An 18,170-nucleotide genomic window follows, 5' to 3' on the forward strand; every position below is an offset into this window, starting at 1 on the left:
CGGCCCCTGCCGCCCGCTGCCGGACCGGCGGTATCAAGTCGTGCTCTCCGGGCGGGGCTTCTTCTCCCAAGGGTAGGCGGCCCGCTGCCTGGGTGCGTCGATCGCGGCCCGGGTGGGCTCCTCGGCCTTACGCGCCTCGGGGTTGTCCGGCCAGGTCTGCTGGTCGGCGGTGGCGGCGCTCGGCGCCTCCGGCCAAGGCGGCGGAGAAGCGGCGCCGGCCGGGTCCGCCCTCCGCGTGGGAGACGGGCCCGACGTCCCCGTGGGAGACGGGTCGGACGCCCGCGTGGGAGACGGTTCCGTCGTCCAGTGCCGAAGCGCGCCCGCCTCCATGTCGATCTGCGTGCTCAGCGAGTCCAGGTCGTCGCCGCCGAAACGCTGGGCACGGTCGCGTGCCGCCCAGCGCAGTGCGTCGGCCGATTTCGTTATCTGCTCCGTGCGCTCCCGCAGCGCGGGCAGCCGCTCGGCGAGGCGCGCCCTGTCCGGTTCGCGCTCCAGCCGCTTCAACTCGCCGTCCAGCTCATGGCCGTGCGCGCTGAGGCGGTCGAAGAGCGCCAGTGACTCCTTCAGCGACTCGTCCTCGCCGACGCCCGCCTGCAGCGCCTCCTGGGTGGCCCGCATCGACGTGCGCAGGGAGAGACGCAGTTGAGCGAGCTGGCCCAGGGCTCCCGGCTGGGCGAAGGTCTTCGCCTTGAGTGTGGAGTCCTCCACCGTGCGGCGGGCCTGGGCGACGGTGCGGTCCACGCCCCGCTTCGCGGCGCCGACCACCTTCACCGTGGCGTAGATGCCCAGTGCCACGAACAGCAAGAAGATCACCGCCACGATGGCGACCACGGCTTCCATGACGGTCCTCTCGGTGCTGCGTCCAGTGCGTGCGGGCTCGTGCACGCACGTGTGGGCCCTTTCACCGTAAACGGAAAAAGCAGGCCGAGGGTTCCAGCGGAACCCCCAACCTGCCCGTAGGGGACTACCCCGAGCCGCGCCGCACAGGGCGCCGCCCGCCGCCCCCCACCCCACGACGATGGTCCGTACCTACGCCGGGACGTGCCGCGTACCTACGCCGGGACGATGTTCACCAGCTTCGGCGCCCGCACGATCACCTTGCGGATGCCCGCCCCGTCCAGCGCCGCGACCACCTTGTCGTCGGCCAGCGCCACCTTCTCCAGCTCCTCGTCCGAGATCGACGGGGAGACCTCCAGGCGCGCCTTGACCTTGCCCTTGATCTGCACGACGCAGGTCACGCTCTCGTCGACGGCGTACGCCGGGTCGGCGACCGGGAAGTCCCGGTGGACGACCGAGTCGGCGTGGCCCAGCTTGCGCCACAGCTCCTCGGCGATGTGCGGGGCCAGCGGCGCGACCAGCAGCACCAGCGACTCGGCCACGCTGCGCGGGACGGGACCGCCCGTCTTCGTCAGGTGGTTGTTCAGCTCGGTGACCTTGGCGATGGCGGTGTTGAAGCGCAGGCCCTCCAGGTCCTGGCGTACGCCGTCGATCGCCTTGTGCAGGGCGCGCAGGGTGTCCGTGTCGATGTCGGCGTCAGCGGTGTCGACGACCGTGACATCACCGGTGCCCTCGTCGACGACGTTGCGCCACAGCCGCTGCAGCAGCCTGAACTGGCCCACCACCGCGCGCGTGTCCCACGGCCGCGACACGTCCAGGGGGCCCATCGCCATCTCGTACAGGCGCAGGGTGTCCGCCCCGTACTCGGCGCAGATCTCGTCCGGAGTGACCGCGTTCTTCAGGGACTTGCCCATCTTGCCCAGCAGCCGGGAGACCTTCTCGCCCTGGTGGTAGAAGGCGCCGTCGCGCTCCTCCACCTCGGCGGCCGGGACGGCGATGCCACGGCTGTCGCGGTACACGAAGGCCTGGATCATGCCCTGGTTGTACAGCTTGTGGAACGGCTCCGCGGAGGAGATGTGCCCCAGGTCGAACAGCACCTTGGACCAGAAACGCGCGTACAGCAGGTGCAGTACGGCGTGTTCGGCGCCGCCGACGTACAGGTCGACGCCGCCGTGCGGCTGGCCCTCGCGCGGGCCCATCCAGTACCGCTCGATCTCCGGGTCGACCAGCTTCTCGGAGTTGTGCGGGTCCAGGTAGCGCAGTTCGTACCAGCAGGAACCGGCCCAGTTGGGCATGGTGTTGGTCTCGCGGCGGTACGCGCGCGTGCCGCGGCCGTCGCCCAGGTCCAGCTCGACGTGGACCCAGTCCTCGTTGCGGGACAGCGGGGTCTCCGGGGACGTGTTCGCGTCGTCCGGGTCGAAGGTGCGCGGCGAGTAGTCCTCGACCTCCGGCAGCTCCAGGGGCAGCATCGACTCGGGCAGCGGGTGGGCGACGCCGTCCTCGTCGTAGACGATCGGGAAGGGCTCGCCCCAGTAGCGCTGGCGGCTGAACAGCCAGTCGCGCAGCCGGAAGTTGACGGTGCCGCGGCCGACGTCCTTGCCCTCCAGCCATTCGGTGATGCGCGCCTTGGCCTCGGTGACGCCCAGGCCGTCCAGCGAGATGTCGCCGTTCGCGGAGTTGATGATCTTCGCGTCGTACGAGCCGAACGCGTTCTCCCAGGTCGAGGTGTCCGTGCCGCGTCCGTCCGTCGGCTCGACGACGCACACGATCGGCAGCTCGAAGGCGCGCGCGAACTCGAAGTCGCGCTGGTCGCCCGCGGGAACCGCCATGATCGCGCCGGTGCCGTAGCCCATCAGGACGTAGTCGGCGATGAAGACGGGGACCTGTTCGCCGTTGACCGGATTGGTCGCGTACGAGCCGGTGAAGACGCCCGTCTTGTCCTTGGCCTCGGCCTGCCGCTCGACGTCCGACTTGGAGGCGGCCTGCGCGCGGTAGGCGGCGACGGCCTCGGCGGGGGTGGCGTGGCCGCCCGTCCAGACGTCGTGGGTGCCCTCGGGCCATACGGCCGGGGTGAACTTCTCGACCAGCGGGTGCTCGGGGGCCAGCACCATGTAGGTCGCGCCGAACAGGGTGTCCGGGCGGGTGGTGAAGACGGAGATGGCGTCGCCGTCGATCGGGAAGTCGACGCGGGCACCCTCGGAGCGGCCGATCCAGTTGCGCTGCTGCAGCTTGATGGCCTCGGGCCAGTCCAGCGCGTCCAGGTCGTCCAGCAGTCGGTCGGCGTACGCGGTGATGCGCATGTTCCACTGGCGCAGCTTGGCCTTGAAGACGGGGAAGTTGCCGCGCTCGGAGCGGCCGTCGGCGGTGACCTCCTCGTTCGCCAGGACCGTGCCCAGGCCGGGACACCAGTTGACGGGCGCCTCGGAGGCGTACGCCAGCCGGTACTCGGACAGGACGTCCGCGCGCTCGGTATGAGTCAGCTCACTCCAGATACGTCCGCCGGGCAGCGCGCGTTCACCGCTCTCGAACTGCGCGACCAGTTCGGCGACCGGACGGGCCCGGCCGGCCTCGGTGTCGTACCAGGAGTTGAAGATCTGCAGGAAGATCCACTGGGTCCACTTGTAGTAGTCCGGGTCGATCGTCGCGAAGGACCGGCGCTTGTCGTGGCCCAGGCCCAGGCGGCGCAGCTGGGACTTCATGTTGCCGATGGCCGCCTCGGTGGTGATCCGAGGGTGCTCGCCCGTCGACACCGCGTGCTGCTCGGCGGGCAGGCCGAAGGCGTCGAAACCCAGGGTGTGCAGGACGTTGTGACCGGTCATGCGCTGGTACCTGGCGGTCACATCGGTGGCGATGTAGCCCAGCGGATGCCCGACGTGCAGGCCCGCACCGGAGGGGTACGGGAACATGTCCATGATGAACTTCTTGGGCTTGGCGACCACCGCGGGGTCGCCCGCCAGGTCACCGCTCGGGTTCGGCGCCTCGTACGTGCCCTCGGCGTCCCAGAAGTCCTGCCAGCGTGCCTCGATGTCGGCGGCCAGCGCGGCCGTGTACCGGTGCGGCGCGGCCACCTCGGAGGCGGCAGCGGTGTTCGTCTCGCTCATGATCCTCAAAGCTCCATCGATCGTCTCTGCCAGCGGACTTTCGGAAATGAAAAAACCCCTCGCACAGGAGGGGGCGCCGCGCCGATTCCGGTCGCGGTTTTCCGACGACCGGGTGTGATCAGCGCGGCTCGCTAAGCAGAAGGCGTACGGCACGCATGGCGTCAGGGTACCGCAGCGGCCGAGCGGGCCGCGACGCGCTTTCGGCTACGCTCCGGCACTGAGTGTCGCTCCCCGCGCCGCGTCGGCAAACGCTGGACAAAAGTCAAAGGTTACTTCGCGTAAGGGCCGCTAAGGGACATCACAGCTCCCTCACCGCCCTTTGATAACAGCGATATAACTCAAACCTCGTACTCCTCGGTATGCGCCGACCTAGAGTGCGGCAGCGGGACCGCTTTCCCGAACTGTTCGGAGTTGCCCCCATGAACTCTCGCCGCAACAACAGCACGCTCTCCCAGCCGAGTCGCTCGGTCCAGGGCGGAGTGATGGCTGCCGTTCTGCTGCTCATACCCGTGAGCGTCGTCGTCGGAGGTGACGCGTTCCGTGACTTCATCAACTTCGGCGCGGGCGTGCTGTCCCTCGTCGCCCTGACCTGCTCGGTCCTGTGGGGACTCGTCGCCACCGACCGCGTCTTCCTCAACACCCGCCAGCGCCTGATAGCCCAGGCCGTGCACCGCACGACCGCGGTGAGCTCGGTCGGCTTCCTGGTCCTGCACGTCACGGTCAAGCTCTTCCTCGACCACGTCTCCGCGATCGCGGTCTTCGTCCCCTTCGGCCTCGGTGTCACCGGCACGGGCCAGCTCATCGGATTCGGCACCCTGGCCGGCCTCCTGATGATCCTCACCGCGCTCACCGGCGCCCTGCGCAGCAGGTTCGCGTCCCCCGCGGAGGTCGCCGCCCGCTGGCGCGCGGTGCACATGCTGGCCTACCCCGCCTGGTGCGCGGCCCTGGTCCACGGCCTCTTCGCGGGCCGCGAGGCCAAGCCGGTCTTCGTGATCCTCTACAGCCTCTCCCTGGTCGCCGTCATGGGAGCACTCGGCCTGCGTGCGGCCCCCCTGTCGTTCAAGCGGAAGTTCGCCAAGCGCGTGCTGGCCCTGCTCGACAACGGCAACAACAGGTCCTTCCGCGAGGAGCCCCCGGCACGCCGTGCCGCGGAGGCCCCGCGGGGCGGCGGCGGCCGGCCGGGCTTCCCCGACCAGCCGATCCCCCAGCAGCGTTCCGGTGCACGGGACACCGGGGCCTTCCCGGCCGCCGGGTCGTTCACGGACACCGGCTCGCTCACCGACACCGGCGGTTTCGCGGCCGCCTACCGGGCCGTCTCCAGCACGCCGCGCGTCCAGGAGCCGATGATTCCCGAGGCGACCCGGCCCATGCAGATGCCGATCGACATGCAGCCCACCGAGGCGATGCCGCGCGTCGACGGAAACACCGGCACCCGCTGGCCGGCCCCGTCCCCGCCGCTGTACGAGGCCCCGCCGCGCACCGACGGGCCCAACTACGACACGGGCACCTTCAGCCCCGTGTCCTACGACACTCCCCCGCCGGGCGCCTCGTACGGCGGAAGTGACTTGTACAACACCGGTGAGACGAACGACCCCCTCGGTACGTACAACCCGAATGACACGTACAACAGCGGTCCCGCCACTGAAACGCTGCCCGGTTCCTACGAGGCACCGAGCAACGGCGAACCCTGGAACGCGCCTTCCGGAGGCTTTTAGTGAACGAGGCCCTTCCCGACGTCCCCGAAGTCCGAGTGGTGGGCCTTCCCCAGCTCACCTCCGGTTTCGATCTCGTCGAGAGACTCGACCTGCCCATGCACCTGAAGGTGCACGGGCCGCTCGAGCCCATGGGCGGTGAGCAGCTCGCGCAGCTCTCCGAACGGATCAACCTGAAGGGCCGCGGCGGCGCCGGCTTCCCGTTCCACAAGAAGCTCCGGTCGGTCGCCGAGGCGGCGATCCGCCGGGGCGTACGGCCCGTCGTCGTCGTCAACGGCAGCGAGGACGAGCCCGCCTGCCGCAAGGACACGGTGATGATCAACCGTGCCCCGCATCTGATCCTGGACGGTGCCCTGCTGGTCGCGGAGGCACTGGGCGCCCGCACCCTGGTCGTCGGCGTGACACGTGAATCCACCCAGCGGTCGATGGAGGCGGCGCTCTCCGAGCGCGGTCTGACCAACCGGCGCAACGCGACCATCCGCGCGCGGGTGCAGCGCAACCCGGTGCGGATGGTGACCGGAGCGGCCGCCTCCCTGGTCCGCTCGATCGACGGCGGCCCCGCCATCCCGCCGGGCCGCAAGACCAGCGCCTCGCAGAACGGTGTCGGCGGCGCCCCCACACTGCTGTCGAACGCCGAGACGTTCGCCCAGCTGGCGATCGCCGCCCGCATCGGCGCCGAGCGCTACGGGAACACCGGCCTGTACGACGAGCCCGGCACCGTCATGCTCACCGTCTCCGGGGCGGTCGCCCGGCCCATGGTGATCGAGGCCCCGACCGGCGTCCCGCTGCGCTACATCCTGCAGCTGGCCGGCGCCCCGCCCGTCCCGCAGGGCGTGCTGACCGGCGGCTACCACGGCAAGTGGCTGGACTCCGCGACGGTCAACGAGGCGATCGTCTCGCGCAACTCCCTGGACGCGGTGGGCGGCGCCCTCGGCGCCGGCGCGATCCTCCCGATCAGCATGAACACCTGCCCGCTCGGGGAGTCGCTGCGTGTGGCCCAGTGGCTGGCCGAGGAGAGCGCCGGCCAGTGCGGCCCCTGCTACCTCGGTCTGCCGGCCGCGGCCCGCGGCATGGAGGACATCCTCAACGGCGGTGGTCCGGCCGCCCTGGAGGCGCTCAAGCAGGTCGCCAACGCCGTGAAGCGGCGCGGCGCGTGCTCGCACCCGGACGGCTCCGCGATGTTCCTGGAGTCGACCATCAAGGCCTTCACGGACGACCTGGCCGCGCATGTCCTCGGCAACGGCTGCGGACGGCCCGTGGAGGGCGTTCTGCCGCTCTTCGAGGGCGGCCAGCAGCCCACCGGCATCCCGGGCGGCCAGCCCGAGGAGGAGCAGGGCCCCAGCCGTCAGAAGATCTACGTCGACTGGACGCTCTGCCGCGGGCACGGCCTGTGCGCGGACATCCTCCCGGAGGTCTTCCAACTGGGCGCCGACGGCTTCCCGACGGTCGCCCAGGCACAGGTCCCCCGGTACGCGGAGGCGAAGGCGCTGCGGGCCGTACGACGCTGCCCGGCGCTCGCCCTGCGCCTGGAGGAGGACACCCGCGGAGCGGCTCCGCGGCAGAACCTGCCCGCCGTGCGCGAGGGCGGCGGGGGCGGCCGTCGCGCGCTGGGCCGCGGCCGCTGACCCACCGGCGGCCCGGCACCCGGGCCGCCGCACCCGCACACCTGCGCACTCCGGTACGCCGAGACGTCACGAAGAGCAGAGACCTCACGACACCACACAACGCAACACAAAGAAGCGGGCCATCCTGATCGGATGGCCCGCTTCATCTGCTGTGGAGCTAAGGAGAATTGAACTCCTGACCTCCTGCATGCCATGCAGGCGCTCTACCAACTGAGCTATAGCCCCTTGCGGTGTCCCACCGGGTCTCCCCGGCGGCGACGCCAACATTACCGGTCCCTCCGCGCACCACCAAATCGTTTCCCGGCCGCGCTCCCGGCCGCGCATCCGGCCGGGGACGCCCCGGCCGGATCAGGCCGTGGCGAACGAGTAGAAGCGCTTGAGCGTGCAGTGCTCGTCGAGGAGCCGGCCGTAGATCGGCTCGCCCTCCAGCTCGCGGTACGTCTCGATGGGGTCGCCTTTTATGATCAGCGCCCGTGCGCATTCCTCGCACCAGTACTGATAGTCGTGGTTGACCGGTTCCATGTCGCGGACGATCGGCGTACCACTGCCGCACCAATCGCACTTCCGCCTGTGCGCACCCATCGATCAGCTCCAGCTGTGGCCGCAGGCCGTGCACACGTAGGGAACTCCTCCGTTGTCGCCGAGGACTTGAGCAACGTGGGCCGAAGCGCAGGAAGGGCGGTCGAGGCGCGTGATCGGGTCCCGTACCACCTCGGATCCGGAAAGGTCGTCGACCTTCCCGAGGATGCTCGCAGGCATCGCCACTCCCTCCCGTCGGGTCGCGCCCCCTTCCGGCCGTTTGATTCTGCCACGGCCGGAGCAATACGGTCAGCGACGCCTTCGTACCAGTCCGGACACGGCACCTGCCGCAGCGGTCGCGGCCAGCGCAAACGACGAGTAGTGCGTCCGAAGAGGTATACGCCTGGGAGGCCCAAGTGACTCAACAGGCCGGGAAGACGGGGCAACGAAAGATCCCGCCCCCTGACGGGGACGGGATCATCTACCTGTGGAGCTAAGGAGAATTGAACTCCTGACCTCCTGCATGCCATGCAGGCGCTCTACCAACTGAGCTATAGCCCCTTGCGGTGTCCCGGCCGCTTTCCCGGCGGCGGAACAAGAGAAACTTTAGCCTGCGACCAGCCGGAAAGTGAAATCCGGTGTGCGGGGGCACCGGGACACGATCCTCCGGCCGGCGTGGGCGGACCCACGCGTGCCGGCCGGAGGTTCTAGTCGTCGTCGCCCAGCACCGGCTCCGGCAGCGTCCCCGCGTTGTGCTCCAGGAGGCGCCAGCCGCGGGCGCCCTCGCCGAGGACGGACCAGCAGCAGTTGGAGAGGCCGCCGAGGCTTTCCCAGTGCTGCGACTCCAGACCGAGGAGGCGGCCGATGGTGGTGCGGATGGTGCCGCCGTGGCTGACGACCACGAGCGTGCCGTCGTCGGGCAGCTTCTCGGCGTGCCGGAGCACCACGGGGGCCGCCCGGTCGGCGACCTCGGTCTCCAGTTCGCCGCCGCCCCGGCGGACGGGCTCGCCGCGCTTCCAGCCCGCGTACTGGTCGCCGTACCGCGCGATGATCTCCTCGTGCGTCAGGCCCTGCCACAGGCCCGCGTAGGTCTCGCGCAGACCCTCGTCGTGCGTCACGTCGAGACCGGTGAGCGCGGACAGCTCGGCCGCGGTGTTCGCCGCCCGCTTCAGGTCCGAGGCGACGATCGCGTCGGGCCTCAGGGACGCGAGCAGCCGGGCGGCGCGGCGGGCCTGGCCCACGCCCGTCTCGGTCAGCTCGATGTCCGTGGTGCCCTGGAAGCGGCGCTCCACGTTCCACAGTGTCTGGCCGTGGCGCCACAGGATGACGCGGCGCCCGCGGCCCGCCTTGCGCCCGGCGTCGGACAGCGGCTTGTCGTCCGACGCCGATCGCTCCGCGCCGGCGGTCATCGAAGTTCTCCGCGCAGCTCTGCGGCGTCCTCCGCGTCCTGGAGCTCGGCGTGCTCGGCGGCCTTGCCCCGGGTGGCCTTGGCGTCGGCGGGCAGGTCGAGCTCGGGGCAGTCCTTCCAGAGCCGCTCCAGCGCGTAGAACACGCGCTCCTCGCTGTGCTGGACGTGCACGACGATGTCGACGTAGTCCAGCAGGATCCAGCGGGCGTCGCGGTCGCCCTCGCGGCGCACCGGCTTCGTGCCGAGCTCCTTGTTCAGGCGCTCCTCGATCTCGTCGACGATCGACTTGACCTGGCGGTCGTTGGGCGCGGAGGCCAGCAGGAAGGCGTCCGTGATCGACAGCACGTCGCTGACGTCGTACGCGATGATGTCGTGCGCGAGCTTGTCGGCGGCCGCCTGCGCGGCGGTGGTGATGAGCTCGACAGAACGGTCAGTGGCGGTCACTACAAGGCTTTCCGTAGGCGGTCAGGAACCCCGGGGGGTTATACCCCAAGGGTCTCACGGACCGCCGACAGCACCCCACGCGATTGAACGATCACCGCGTGGGGCCGGTGGGCCGGGTGGGCCGGCCTATTCGCCCACCTTGTAGTCCTGGCCCAGCACCACCGACACGTCCGCGTTCGAGGTGGCCTTGCCCTTCTTCACGGAGGTCGTCGGCAGGCCGAGTGTCTTGGCGACCTCCACCGCGTCCTGCTTCTTCGCGGCGTCGGCGTATGTGATCTCGGACACCGCCTGCGCGGCGTCGGCCGTACCGCCGTCGACGAAGGTGTAGCCGCCGTTGAGGAGTACGACCCTGGCCTTCTCCGTGGCGTCCTCGTCGGCCGTGGCGTTGCGGATGCCGACCTGGACGGCGGCGCCCTTCTCGGGGCTCTTGGCGGCACCGCCGAGCACGTCCTTGACCACGCTGTCGCTGGCCTGCGTACTGAGCCGGCCGTCCGTCTGGACGGGCAGCAGGGCGGTCTTGAAGTCGCCCTCCTTGGCGCGGTCCGCGAGCTTGGCGAGGAACGTGCCCAGGTCCTTGTCGGTGAGCGAGGGGTCGAGGATCTGCGCGAGGGTCTGCACGGTGGTCGTCGCGGCCTGCGCGTCGGACGACATCTTGCGCAGCACGCCCTGCATGACCTGCCCGAACCGCTGCAGCTGCGCGTTCTGCGCCTCCCCGGAGGCCCGGTACGTGGCGTACGCGACGGCCATCTTGCCGCTGAGCGTCTGCTGCTCGCCCTTCTTGACGAGGGGCGCCTCGCCCTTCTTCTTCGCCTCGGGATCCGGCACGTCCGCGTCGGTGTCGATGTCGATGTTGCCGACCAGCTCGACCAGGTTGTCGAGGTAGGGGGTGTCGAGGCGCCAGGTGCCCTCGATGTCCGTCCCGAGTACGGTGTCGAGCTCGTCGCGCGTCCCCGAGGAACCGTCGTCGTCGACCGACTTGGAGAGGGTGGTCGCGCCGCCGTCGTCGTCCGTCAGGGCAAGGGAGTTGGGCAGCAGGACCGTGGTGCCCTGCTTGGTGGTGGTGTTGTTGACGAGCAGGGCCGTCGAGGTGCCGCTGCCCTTGGTGTTGTGCAGGTGGACGACGATCACGTCACGCTTCTGGGCGCCGGACGCGGTGGTCTCGCTGGTCTTGGAGTCCGACGACGACCCGGGCAGCTTCCCGGCGAACCAGAGGTAGCCCGCCCCGCCCACCACGACCAGCGCGAGGACGACAACGAGGGCGACGACCCGGCCACGCGCGCGGCGCTTGGCCTCCTCGCGCCGCTCGGTGCGGTTCTCGGTGAACTTGAGCCAGTCGATGACGTCCTCGGACTGCTCGGGCTGCTCCTCGACGAACGCGAACTGCTCGGTGCGGTAGTCGGGTTGATCGGGCCGCTCGTCACCCTCCGCGGGCGCCGGGGCCGGCGCCGGGTCCTTCGCGGGGCGGGTCTGCTGCGGGATGTACGCGGTCTGCCCGGCGGCCTGGGCCTGCTGCCGACCGGTGGGAGTGTCGGTGTCGGTGTCATAGGAAGACACGGGTTGCTGCTGACCGGTGTCATACGACACCACAGGCGCCGCCTGCTGCCGGCCCGCCTGCTGCTCCGCCTGTCCCGCCTGCCCCGTCGCGTACGGGTCGTAGCCGTAGCCCTGCCCGTATCCCTGCTGCCCGTGGTCCTGGCTGTAGTCCTGTCCGTAACCCTGCGCGGGCGCCTGCCCCGGGACCTGTCCCTGGGCCTGCCCGCCATAGGGGTCGTACGAGCCGTACTCGTCCTGTTGCGGAGAGTACTGCGGGTGCTGCGGAGACTGCCCGGGCTGTGGCACCTGCCGGTACACGGGCTGCCCGAACTCGTCGTAGCCGACGAGTTCGTACTGGTCGCCTCCGTACCCAGCGTCGTATCGGTCGTTCACCGGTGCCCCTCTCGGCTCACTCGCCGCGGTACAGCTCACGCTTGTCGATGTAGCGCACCACACCGTCCGGCACCAGGTACCAGACCGGGTCACCCTTCGCGACCCGGACCCGGCAGTCCGTGGACGAGATGGCGAGCGCGGGCACCTCGACGAGCGAGACGCCGCCCTCCGGCAGACCGGTGTCGGTCAGTATGTGACCGGGCCGGGTGACCCCGATGAAGTGCGCGAGGGAGAACAGTTCGTCGGCGTCCCGCCAGGTGAGGATCTGGCCGAGCGCGTCGGCGCCGGTGATGAAGAAGAGATCCGTGTCGGGGTTGAGCATGCGCAGATCGCGCAGCGTGTCCGTGGTGTAGGTGGGACCGCCGCGGTCGATGTCGATGCGGCTCACGGAGAACTGCGGGTTCTCGGCGGTCGAGATGACCGTCATCAGATAGCGGTCCTCGGCAGGCGAGACCTTGCGGTCGGTCTTCTGCCACGGCTGTCCGGTCGGCACGAACACCACCTCGTCGAGGTGGAAGCGCGCGGCGACCTCGCTGGCGGCCACGAGGTGTCCGTGATGGATCGGGTCGAACGTTCCGCCCATGACGCCGAGGCGGCGCTTGCCCGGGTTCGACGGTCCGTTTCCCGTGCCACGCCGTGCGTCGTGTGCCACGACGCCCGCCGGACCGGTAGGCATGTCCTGCTCTCCCATGCGTGCAGACCCTACCGGCCCTGACGGCGGGCGCTGTCGCGCGGCCGTCAGCGGTCCCGGTTGAAGCGGGTGGTGATCCACAGCAGCAGCATGAGGGCGAGGAAGGCTCCACCGCCGACGAACAGGGGGTTCAGGCTCTCGTGGTTGCCACCGTGCTCCTCGCCCTCGGCGGCAAGTGTGACCAACTGGGCAGCGGTGCTGTGGAAGCTCATCTTCGGCAGACCTATCCGATGTGGGCGGGATAAAGACTTCCGCACATCGTAAGCGGGTGCCCTCTCCCCCATCACTCCGACTCCGCCGTTGGAGATCTCGGCTCCGCCGTCGGGGAGTTCGGCTCCGGCCGGTCGGGAACCTTCCGCGGGGTCTCAGTCGTCCCGTTTGTAGCCGCGCAGAAGGAACCAGGCGGCCAGCACGCATCCGACGACCATCACGATCAGCACGACGCGGAGGAGATTGCCCGCCCCTTGCTCCTGGGCGGCGCTCGCGGCCTCGACGAGCCACGATCCGGGGGAATGCTCCATGACGTACTACTCCTTGACGTACCGCTCCTTCGCTGTACTGCCCGTCCAAGGTATCTCCGCCTAGGCTGGTCCCCGCCTTGGGGGCACAGAAGGCAACCAAACGCATGGGGGACCACATGCCAGAAGAAAGCCACGAGAACGTACCGAGCAGGCAGCGCAGGCGCTTCGAGGGGATCTCCTCCCGGGCGTACGAGCACCCCGCGGACCGCTCGGCCCTGGTCGCCCTGCGCAAGCTCACCGGCTTCGACACGGTCTTCAAGGCGCTCAGCGGCCTGCTCCCGGAGCGCAGCCTGCGGCTGCTGTTCCTGTCGGACTCGGTGCGCGTCTCGGACGCCCAGTTCGCCCACCTGAACGTGATGCTGCGCGACGCCTGCTACATCCTGGACCTGGACAAGGTCCCGCCGATGTACGTCAACCAGGACCCGCAGCCGAACGCGATGTGCATCGGTCTGGACGAGCCGATCATCGTCGTCACCACCGGGCTCGTCGAGCTGCTCGACGAGGAGGAGATGCGGGCGGTCATAGGCCACGAGGTGGGCCACGCGCTGTCCGGCCACTCCGTCTACCGCACGATCCTGCTCTTCCTCACCAGCCTCGCCCTGCGCGTGGCGTGGATCCCCCTCGGCAACCTCGCGATCATGGCGATCGTGACCGCCCTGCGCGAGTGGTTCCGCAAGTCCGAGCTGTCCGCGGACCGTGCAGGGCTGCTGGTCGGCCAGGACCTGCGGGCCTCGATGCGCGGCCTGATGAAGATCGCGGGCGGCAACCACCTGCACGAGATGAACGTGGACGCGTTCCTCGCCCAGGCCGAGGAGTACGAGGCCGGCGGCGACCTCCGCGACTCCGTGCTCAAGATCCTGAACGTGATGCCCCGCTCCCACCCCTTCACCACGGTCCGGGCGGCCGAGCTGAAGAAGTGGGCGGAGTCCCGCGACTACCAGCGGATCATGGACGGCCACTACCCGCGGCGCGACGAGGACGGCGACACCTCGGTCACGGACTCCTTCCGCCAGTCGGCCGCCAGCTACGCCACCGACGTGAAGAACTCAAAGGACCCGCTGATGAAGCTGGTCAGCGACATCGCGGGCGGCGCGGGCGACCTCGGCGGCCGGGTCCGCCGAGGCTTCGGCGGCTTCGCAACCGGCAGCAGCACGGGCCCCGCCACCAACACCGACCCCTCCAAGGACAACCCGACCGACACACCCCCACCCGGCACTCCCTGATCCCTCGCCCCGTTCGGGGGCGAGGGTCCGCCCCGTTCGGGGGCGAGGGTCCCGTCCGGAGCACGGGCTCCGTCGTGGGCGCGGGTCCCGTCGGGAGCACGGGTCCCGTCAGGGACGCGGGCCCCGTCGGGGACGCGGGCCCCGTCAGGGACGAGGGTCCCGTGGGAAGCGAGGCCGCACCCGCGCCCCGTCAGGGGCGCGGGGAACTGCGTGGCCAGCACCCACCGGGCCCACGGATCAAAACAGAGTTCCCGGCCCCCGGCCCCGCTCAGTGCCCAGCCCCGCTCAGAGCTTCGGCTGTGCGCTGGCCGCCAGCGACCCGCACAGCGCCGTCGCGCTGCCCGTGGCGAACGGATCCGTGCCGGCCGGCCCACCCGCCCGGGCCGTCTCCCCCGCGAGCAGCGGACGCAGCTGGTTCGTCGCGTCCTCGGCGCAGGCCAGCGGCCCGGCCTGGACGTAGGAGACGAGCAGTTCGGCCTGGTGCATACGCAGGTCGTCCCGGTCGAACCGGAAGTGCAGCTCGCGCCGCACGGTGAACAGCGAGGCCTCGGCCTTCTCGTCGGAGCCGGTCGGCCGCAGCGCGTAGACGAAGGTGTGGTCGGCGCTGACCTCAAGGGTGTCGGAGTCCGTCTCGGCGGCGGTCAGCGTCCCCTGCACCCGGATCTTGGTGTCGGCCAGCTCCGCCCGCGCCGGATCGAAGCGGACCAGCCAGCCGGTGGGCGCGTGCCGCCCGTCGGCGGTCGGGCTCCGGAAGCTCTGGTCGAACTGGTCGAGCTGCTGCGGATCGAGCAGTATCCGTACCGACCGGCTGGCGCCGCCGGTGAGGACGTCCGGGTCGAGCGCGGACTCGACGAGGTAGTCCTTCGCCGTGGTCAGCGCGGTGACGATCTGGCTGTCGGAGAAGTGTGCGGTGCGCCGCGAGGCGGGCAGCGTGATGCCGTCGGCGCCTATGCGGAACTGGTCGGCGGGGCTGTGCGCGTACAGGGCCTCCACATCGGCCGAACCGGGTACGCGGCTCTGTGGCGCGAGCGGTATCACCGTCATGCGCAGAGGTTCGGGATGCTTCGCGGCGGGCGTCTGGTACGGATGGCGTACGCCCATGTAGATCGCCGTGCCGAACGCCACGGCGATCAGGACGACGAGGACCAGGGCCTGCCGGGAGAGCCCTCGGCGCATCGGGGGGCGGCGGCGGACGGCCGGGGTGTGGTCGCCGATCCGCTCCTGCGCGGAGAACTCCTGGAGGCGGGCAGCGCGGACGAACGATTCGTCGAAGACGACGGACCGGTACTCCTCCTCGCCACCGCCGGGTACACCCTCGGACGTCCCCTCCGGCGGGTCTCCAGGACTGCCCATACTTTCAGAGTAGGTCTCCTGGACCTCAGGTAAACGCCCTGCTACACGACAAGTTCTGACAGGTTCTCACCAGTTCTGGCACACGGTCCGAGACCGCCCTGGCAGGCCGCGGGAGAGGGTTCTCAAACCTGCGCAGGCCATGGTCCCCGGGGGAATTCTCACGGCGTGCGGGGCACCGCCGAGGCGGCCGGCGGGGAGTAGTCGGCGGAGGCCGAGGGGCCCACCCCGCCGCCCTGTTCGAGTCCGGTGGAGGCGGGTGGCGGTACCTGATCCCCGCTGCTCGACGAGGCGCCCCGGTAGACCGCCGCGAAAGCCAGCGCGACCATGCCGATGCCCATCACGAGGGCGAGCATCCAGGCCACGGGCCGGTGCCAGCGGGCCTGCTTCCCGTAGGTGCCGGGGTGGCCGTAGCGGCCGTGCAGGACGTCGCGGTCGTCCAGGTCGTCCAGATCGGGGTCGTGGCCGAAATCGCCCGGCCCGTCGGGGCCGAACCCGTCCTCGTAGAGCTCGTCGTCCCCGCGCAGGCCCCGGGTGTGCGCCCGGCGGGCCTCGGCCTCGGAGGCCTCCGCTCTCGCCTGGGCGGCGGCCAGGAGGCGCTCCACGGCGGTCGGCTCGTGCACCGTCGCCGCCCGCACGAAGGCCTCGTCGAAGACCACGGAGGCGAACTCTTCGTCCGCACCCCCGCGGTCGCGGTCGTCGTCGGGCTCCCAGCCGTCAGGGAACGGCGTGCCCCCCACGTCCTCCGGCACGGATCCAGAGTAGACCGGGGTGGTCAATTTGGGCAGACGGTAAGGAAATTCATCCGCCTGCCGAGACAGCCGGCAGGCGGATGGGGTCGCGGACGCGGATCAGCGCCGGACGTGCCCGTCGCCCGTGACGATGTACTTGGTGCTCGTCAGCTCCGGCAGCCCCATGGGCCCCCGCGCGTGCAGCTTCTGCGTGGAGATCCCGATCTCGGCGCCGAAGCCGAACTGACCGCCGTCCGTGAAGCGCGTGGACGCGTTCACGGCCACCGTCGTCGAGTCCACCAACTGGGTGAAGCGGCGGGCCGCCTGCTGCGAGGTGGTGACGATCGCCTCGGTGTGCCCGGACGTCCACAGCCGGATGTGGTCGACGGCCCGGTCCAGCGAGTCGACGACGGCCGCCGCGATGTCGTACGACAGGTACTCGGTCTCCCAGTCCTCGATCGTCGCCTCGACGACGGTGGCCTTGGAGTCCTTCGCGTACGCGAGGACGCGCTCGTCGGCGTGCACGGTGACCCCGGCCTCCGCGAGGGCGTCGAGGGCGCGCGGCAGGAACACGGGCGCGATGTCCTGGTGGACGAGGAGCGTCTCGGCGGCGTTGCAGACGCTGGGCCGCTGCGCCTTGGAGTTGATCAGGATGTCGATCGCCATGTCGAGATCGGCGTGCGCGTCGACGTAGACGTGGCAGTTGCCGGTGCCCGTCTCGATGACCGGGACGGTGGACTCCTGGACGACCGTGCGGATCAACGAGGCGCCGCCGCGCGGGATGAGCACGTCGACGAGGCCCCGGGCGCGCATCAACTCCCGTACGGACTCGCGGTTGTCGCCCGGTACGAGCTGGACGGCGTCGGCGGGCAGGCCCGAGCCGCCGACGGCGTCGCGCAGGACGCGGACGAGGGCGGAGTTGGACTCGTACGCCGAGGACGAGCCGCGCAGCAGCACCGCGTTGCCGGACTTCAGGCACAGGGCGGCCGCGTCGACCGTCACGTTCGGGCGGGCCTCGTAGATGATGCCGACGACGCCGAGCGGGACGCGGACCTGGCGCAGGTCGATGCCGTTGGGGAGGGTCGAGCCGCGGACGACCTCGCCGACCGGGTCGGGCAGCGCCACCACGTCGCGTACGTCGGAGGCGATCGCGCGGATCCGCTCGGGGGTGAGGGTGAGCCGGTCGATGACGGTCTCACTGGTGCCGGCCTCGCGGGCGCGCTCGACGTCCTTGGCGTTGGCCTCGACGATCTCGCTCGTACGGACCTCGAGGGCGTCCGCGATCGCGAGCAGCGCGTCGTCCTTCTCGGCGCGCGGCAGCGGGGCGAGGTCGGCGGCGGCGTTCTTGGCCCGGTAGGCGGCCTGGGTGACCGGGGACATCGAGTCGTACGGCGAGAGCGTGGTCATAACCCGCAGGGTAGTGCGCCCGCGAGGGCGGTTCAGCCGTTGTCCCACACCGCGAGACAGGTCCTGAAATGGCCGGAGAAAGCGTGTGCCCCGGCAAGCACAGGGGTCGGCGGAAGGGCGGCGGCCGCTACGAGGGCTAGAACGGGTGTACGCCGACGGGGGTGGCGGGCAGCGGCCCGTACCCCTCCGCGATCCGCTGGTGGTAGGTCTCGCGGTCGATGACCTCCAGGCCGACGATCTCCCAGGGCGGAAGTTTCGCGGTCTGGCGGTGCTCGCCCCACAGCCGCAGCGCGACCGCCGCCGCGTCGTGCAGGTCGCGCGCCTCCTCCCAGTAGCGGATCTCCGCGTGGTCGTTGGCGTACCGGCTGGTCAGCAGGAAGGGGTGGTCGTGGGCGAGCTGCTCCAGGCCCCGCCTGACCTCTTTCAGCGGGGCCTCGCCGCCCGAGACGCTCAGCGTGACGTGCCACAGCCGTGGCAGGTCCTGCGGCTCCTCCGCGTCGTACATCTCACCGGCGGCGACGCTCGTGAGCGCCCGTTCCTCGCCGGCCGCGCGCGAGCCGCCAAGACTGCGGGACGCCGCCGCCCCAGGGCGCACTCGTCTCACGACGGCCTCCTTTTACGCAATGGGTCCGCTCGGTCTGCCGGACTCAGGGGGTCTCCCTGAGACAAAGTTGA

General features: G+C 70.5%; 16 protein-coding genes and 2 tRNA genes. 3 read left to right on the plus strand and 15 right to left on the minus strand.

The window, feature by feature from the left end; all coding sequences use genetic code 11:
• Positions 1 to 33: 33 nt before the first annotated feature.
• Both IE278_RS27360 and leuS read right to left on the minus strand, forming a co-directional pair.
• Positions 34 to 840 carry a hypothetical protein gene (locus IE278_RS27360; protein ID WP_189775929.1) on the minus strand — a complete coding sequence of 269 codons (807 nt, stop codon included), beginning with the start codon at positions 838 to 840 and terminating at the stop codon, positions 34 to 36.
• 212 nt (positions 841 to 1,052) lie between these two features.
• On the minus strand, positions 1,053 to 3,938 hold the full coding sequence (leuS, locus tag IE278_RS27365) for a leucine--tRNA ligase (protein ID WP_189775930.1): 2,886 nt from the start codon (positions 3,936 to 3,938) through the stop codon (positions 1,053 to 1,055).
• A 419-nt stretch (positions 3,939 to 4,357) separates the two neighbouring features.
• Between leuS and IE278_RS27370 the strand changes: the two genes are divergently transcribed.
• Both IE278_RS27370 and IE278_RS27375 read left to right on the plus strand, forming a co-directional pair.
• On the plus strand, positions 4,358 to 5,653 hold the full coding sequence (locus IE278_RS27370) for a ferric reductase-like transmembrane domain-containing protein (protein ID WP_189775931.1): 1,296 nt from the start codon (positions 4,358 to 4,360) through the stop codon (positions 5,651 to 5,653).
• On the plus strand, positions 5,653 to 7,275 hold the full coding sequence (locus IE278_RS27375) for an NADH-quinone oxidoreductase subunit NuoF family protein (RefSeq protein ID WP_189775932.1): 1,623 nt from the start codon (positions 5,653 to 5,655) through the stop codon (positions 7,273 to 7,275). The genes IE278_RS27370 and IE278_RS27375 overlap by 1 nt, the downstream gene beginning before the upstream one ends.
• 152 nt (positions 7,276 to 7,427) lie before the next feature.
• Here the strand turns inward: IE278_RS27375 and IE278_RS27380 are convergent.
• From IE278_RS27380 to IE278_RS27420, 9 genes are all read right to left on the minus strand, one after another.
• Positions 7,428 to 7,500: transfer RNA gene (locus tag IE278_RS27380), tRNA-Ala, on the minus strand.
• A gap of 123 nt (positions 7,501 to 7,623) precedes the next feature.
• Positions 7,624 to 7,857 carry a hypothetical protein gene (locus IE278_RS27385; RefSeq protein WP_010986886.1) on the minus strand — a complete coding sequence of 78 codons (234 nt, stop codon included), beginning with the start codon at positions 7,855 to 7,857 and terminating at the stop codon, positions 7,624 to 7,626.
• A gap of 425 nt (positions 7,858 to 8,282) precedes the next feature.
• A tRNA-Ala gene (locus IE278_RS27390) sits at positions 8,283 to 8,355 on the minus strand.
• 146 nt (positions 8,356 to 8,501) lie between these two features.
• Entirely contained in the window at positions 8,502 to 9,203 is a 702-nt protein-coding gene (locus IE278_RS27395; RefSeq protein ID WP_246570729.1) for a histidine phosphatase family protein, read from the minus strand.
• A complete protein-coding gene (rsfS, locus tag IE278_RS27400) occupies positions 9,200 to 9,646 on the minus strand; it encodes a ribosome silencing factor (RefSeq protein WP_189775933.1) in 447 nt (148 codons plus the stop codon). Before rsfS ends, IE278_RS27395 begins: the two co-directional genes overlap by 4 nt.
• Before the next feature lie 126 nt (positions 9,647 to 9,772).
• The gene (locus IE278_RS27405) at positions 9,773 to 11,572 is read right to left on the minus strand and encodes an LCP family glycopolymer transferase (protein WP_189775934.1); all 1,800 of its coding nucleotides are present in this window, start codon (positions 11,570 to 11,572) and stop codon (positions 9,773 to 9,775) included.
• A gap of 16 nt (positions 11,573 to 11,588) precedes the next feature.
• A complete protein-coding gene (nadD, locus tag IE278_RS27410; RefSeq protein WP_189775935.1) occupies positions 11,589 to 12,263 on the minus strand; it encodes a nicotinate-nucleotide adenylyltransferase in 675 nt (224 codons plus the stop codon).
• 47 nt (positions 12,264 to 12,310) lie between these two features.
• On the minus strand, positions 12,311 to 12,475 hold the full coding sequence (locus IE278_RS27415) for a hypothetical protein (protein ID WP_189775936.1): 165 nt from the start codon (positions 12,473 to 12,475) through the stop codon (positions 12,311 to 12,313).
• Between the two features lie 153 nt (positions 12,476 to 12,628).
• On the minus strand, positions 12,629 to 12,784 hold the full coding sequence (locus tag IE278_RS27420; RefSeq protein WP_189775937.1) for a hypothetical protein: 156 nt from the start codon (positions 12,782 to 12,784) through the stop codon (positions 12,629 to 12,631).
• Between the two features lie 116 nt (positions 12,785 to 12,900).
• On the opposite strand from IE278_RS27420, the gene IE278_RS27425 reads away from it, so the two are divergent.
• Positions 12,901 to 14,007: a M48 family metallopeptidase gene (locus IE278_RS27425; protein WP_246570731.1), complete on the plus strand. Its 1,107-nt coding sequence runs from the start codon at positions 12,901 to 12,903 to the stop codon at positions 14,005 to 14,007.
• Between the two features lie 285 nt (positions 14,008 to 14,292).
• Here the strand turns inward: IE278_RS27425 and IE278_RS27430 are convergent, their stop codons facing one another.
• The 4 genes from IE278_RS27430 to IE278_RS27445 form a co-directional block, all read right to left on the minus strand.
• On the minus strand, positions 14,293 to 15,360 hold the full coding sequence (locus IE278_RS27430) for an SCO2583 family membrane protein (protein ID WP_189775939.1): 1,068 nt from the start codon (positions 15,358 to 15,360) through the stop codon (positions 14,293 to 14,295).
• A gap of 158 nt (positions 15,361 to 15,518) precedes the next feature.
• Positions 15,519 to 16,109 carry an SCO2584 family spore wall biosynthesis protein gene (locus tag IE278_RS27435; RefSeq protein WP_189775940.1) on the minus strand — a complete coding sequence of 197 codons (591 nt, stop codon included), beginning with the start codon at positions 16,107 to 16,109 and terminating at the stop codon, positions 15,519 to 15,521.
• A 99-nt stretch (positions 16,110 to 16,208) separates the two neighbouring features.
• On the minus strand, positions 16,209 to 17,495 hold the full coding sequence (locus IE278_RS27440) for a glutamate-5-semialdehyde dehydrogenase (RefSeq protein ID WP_189775941.1): 1,287 nt from the start codon (positions 17,493 to 17,495) through the stop codon (positions 16,209 to 16,211).
• A gap of 136 nt (positions 17,496 to 17,631) precedes the next feature.
• On the minus strand, positions 17,632 to 18,090 hold the full coding sequence (locus tag IE278_RS27445; RefSeq protein WP_189775962.1) for a DUF8830 family protein: 459 nt from the start codon (positions 18,088 to 18,090) through the stop codon (positions 17,632 to 17,634).
• Positions 18,091 to 18,170: the final 80 nt, after the last annotated feature.

Source organism: Streptomyces tauricus, from assembly GCF_014650955.1.
GTDB classification, from domain to species: Bacteria; Actinomycetota; Actinomycetes; order Streptomycetales; family Streptomycetaceae; genus Streptomyces; species Streptomyces tauricus.

Excerpts from the sequence above, each read along its gene's own strand:
- IE278_RS27360 (WP_189775929.1), bottom strand. The coding sequence starts at position 840 with ATGGAAGCCGTGGTCGCCATCGTGGCGGTGATCTTCTTGCTGTTCGTG.
- leuS (WP_189775930.1), bottom strand. The coding sequence starts at position 3,938 with ATGAGCGAGACGAACACCGCTGCCGCCTCCGAGGTGGCCGCGCCGCAC.
- IE278_RS27370 (WP_189775931.1), top strand. The coding sequence starts at position 4,358 with ATGAACTCTCGCCGCAACAACAGCACGCTCTCCCAGCCGAGTCGCTCG.
- IE278_RS27385 (WP_010986886.1), bottom strand. The coding sequence starts at position 7,857 with ATGGGTGCGCACAGGCGGAAGTGCGATTGGTGCGGCAGTGGTACGCCG.
- IE278_RS27395 (WP_246570729.1), bottom strand. The coding sequence starts at position 9,203 with ATGACCGCCGGCGCGGAGCGATCGGCGTCGGACGACAAGCCGCTGTCC.
- nadD (WP_189775935.1), bottom strand. The coding sequence starts at position 12,263 with ATGGGAGAGCAGGACATGCCTACCGGTCCGGCGGGCGTCGTGGCACAC.
- IE278_RS27415 (WP_189775936.1), bottom strand. The coding sequence starts at position 12,475 with ATGAGCTTCCACAGCACCGCTGCCCAGTTGGTCACACTTGCCGCCGAG.
- IE278_RS27420 (WP_189775937.1), bottom strand. The coding sequence starts at position 12,784 with ATGGAGCATTCCCCCGGATCGTGGCTCGTCGAGGCCGCGAGCGCCGCC.
- IE278_RS27425 (WP_246570731.1), top strand. The coding sequence starts at position 12,901 with ATGCCAGAAGAAAGCCACGAGAACGTACCGAGCAGGCAGCGCAGGCGC.
- IE278_RS27430 (WP_189775939.1), bottom strand. The coding sequence starts at position 15,360 with ATGGGCAGTCCTGGAGACCCGCCGGAGGGGACGTCCGAGGGTGTACCC.
- IE278_RS27440 (WP_189775941.1), bottom strand. The coding sequence starts at position 17,495 with ATGACCACGCTCTCGCCGTACGACTCGATGTCCCCGGTCACCCAGGCC.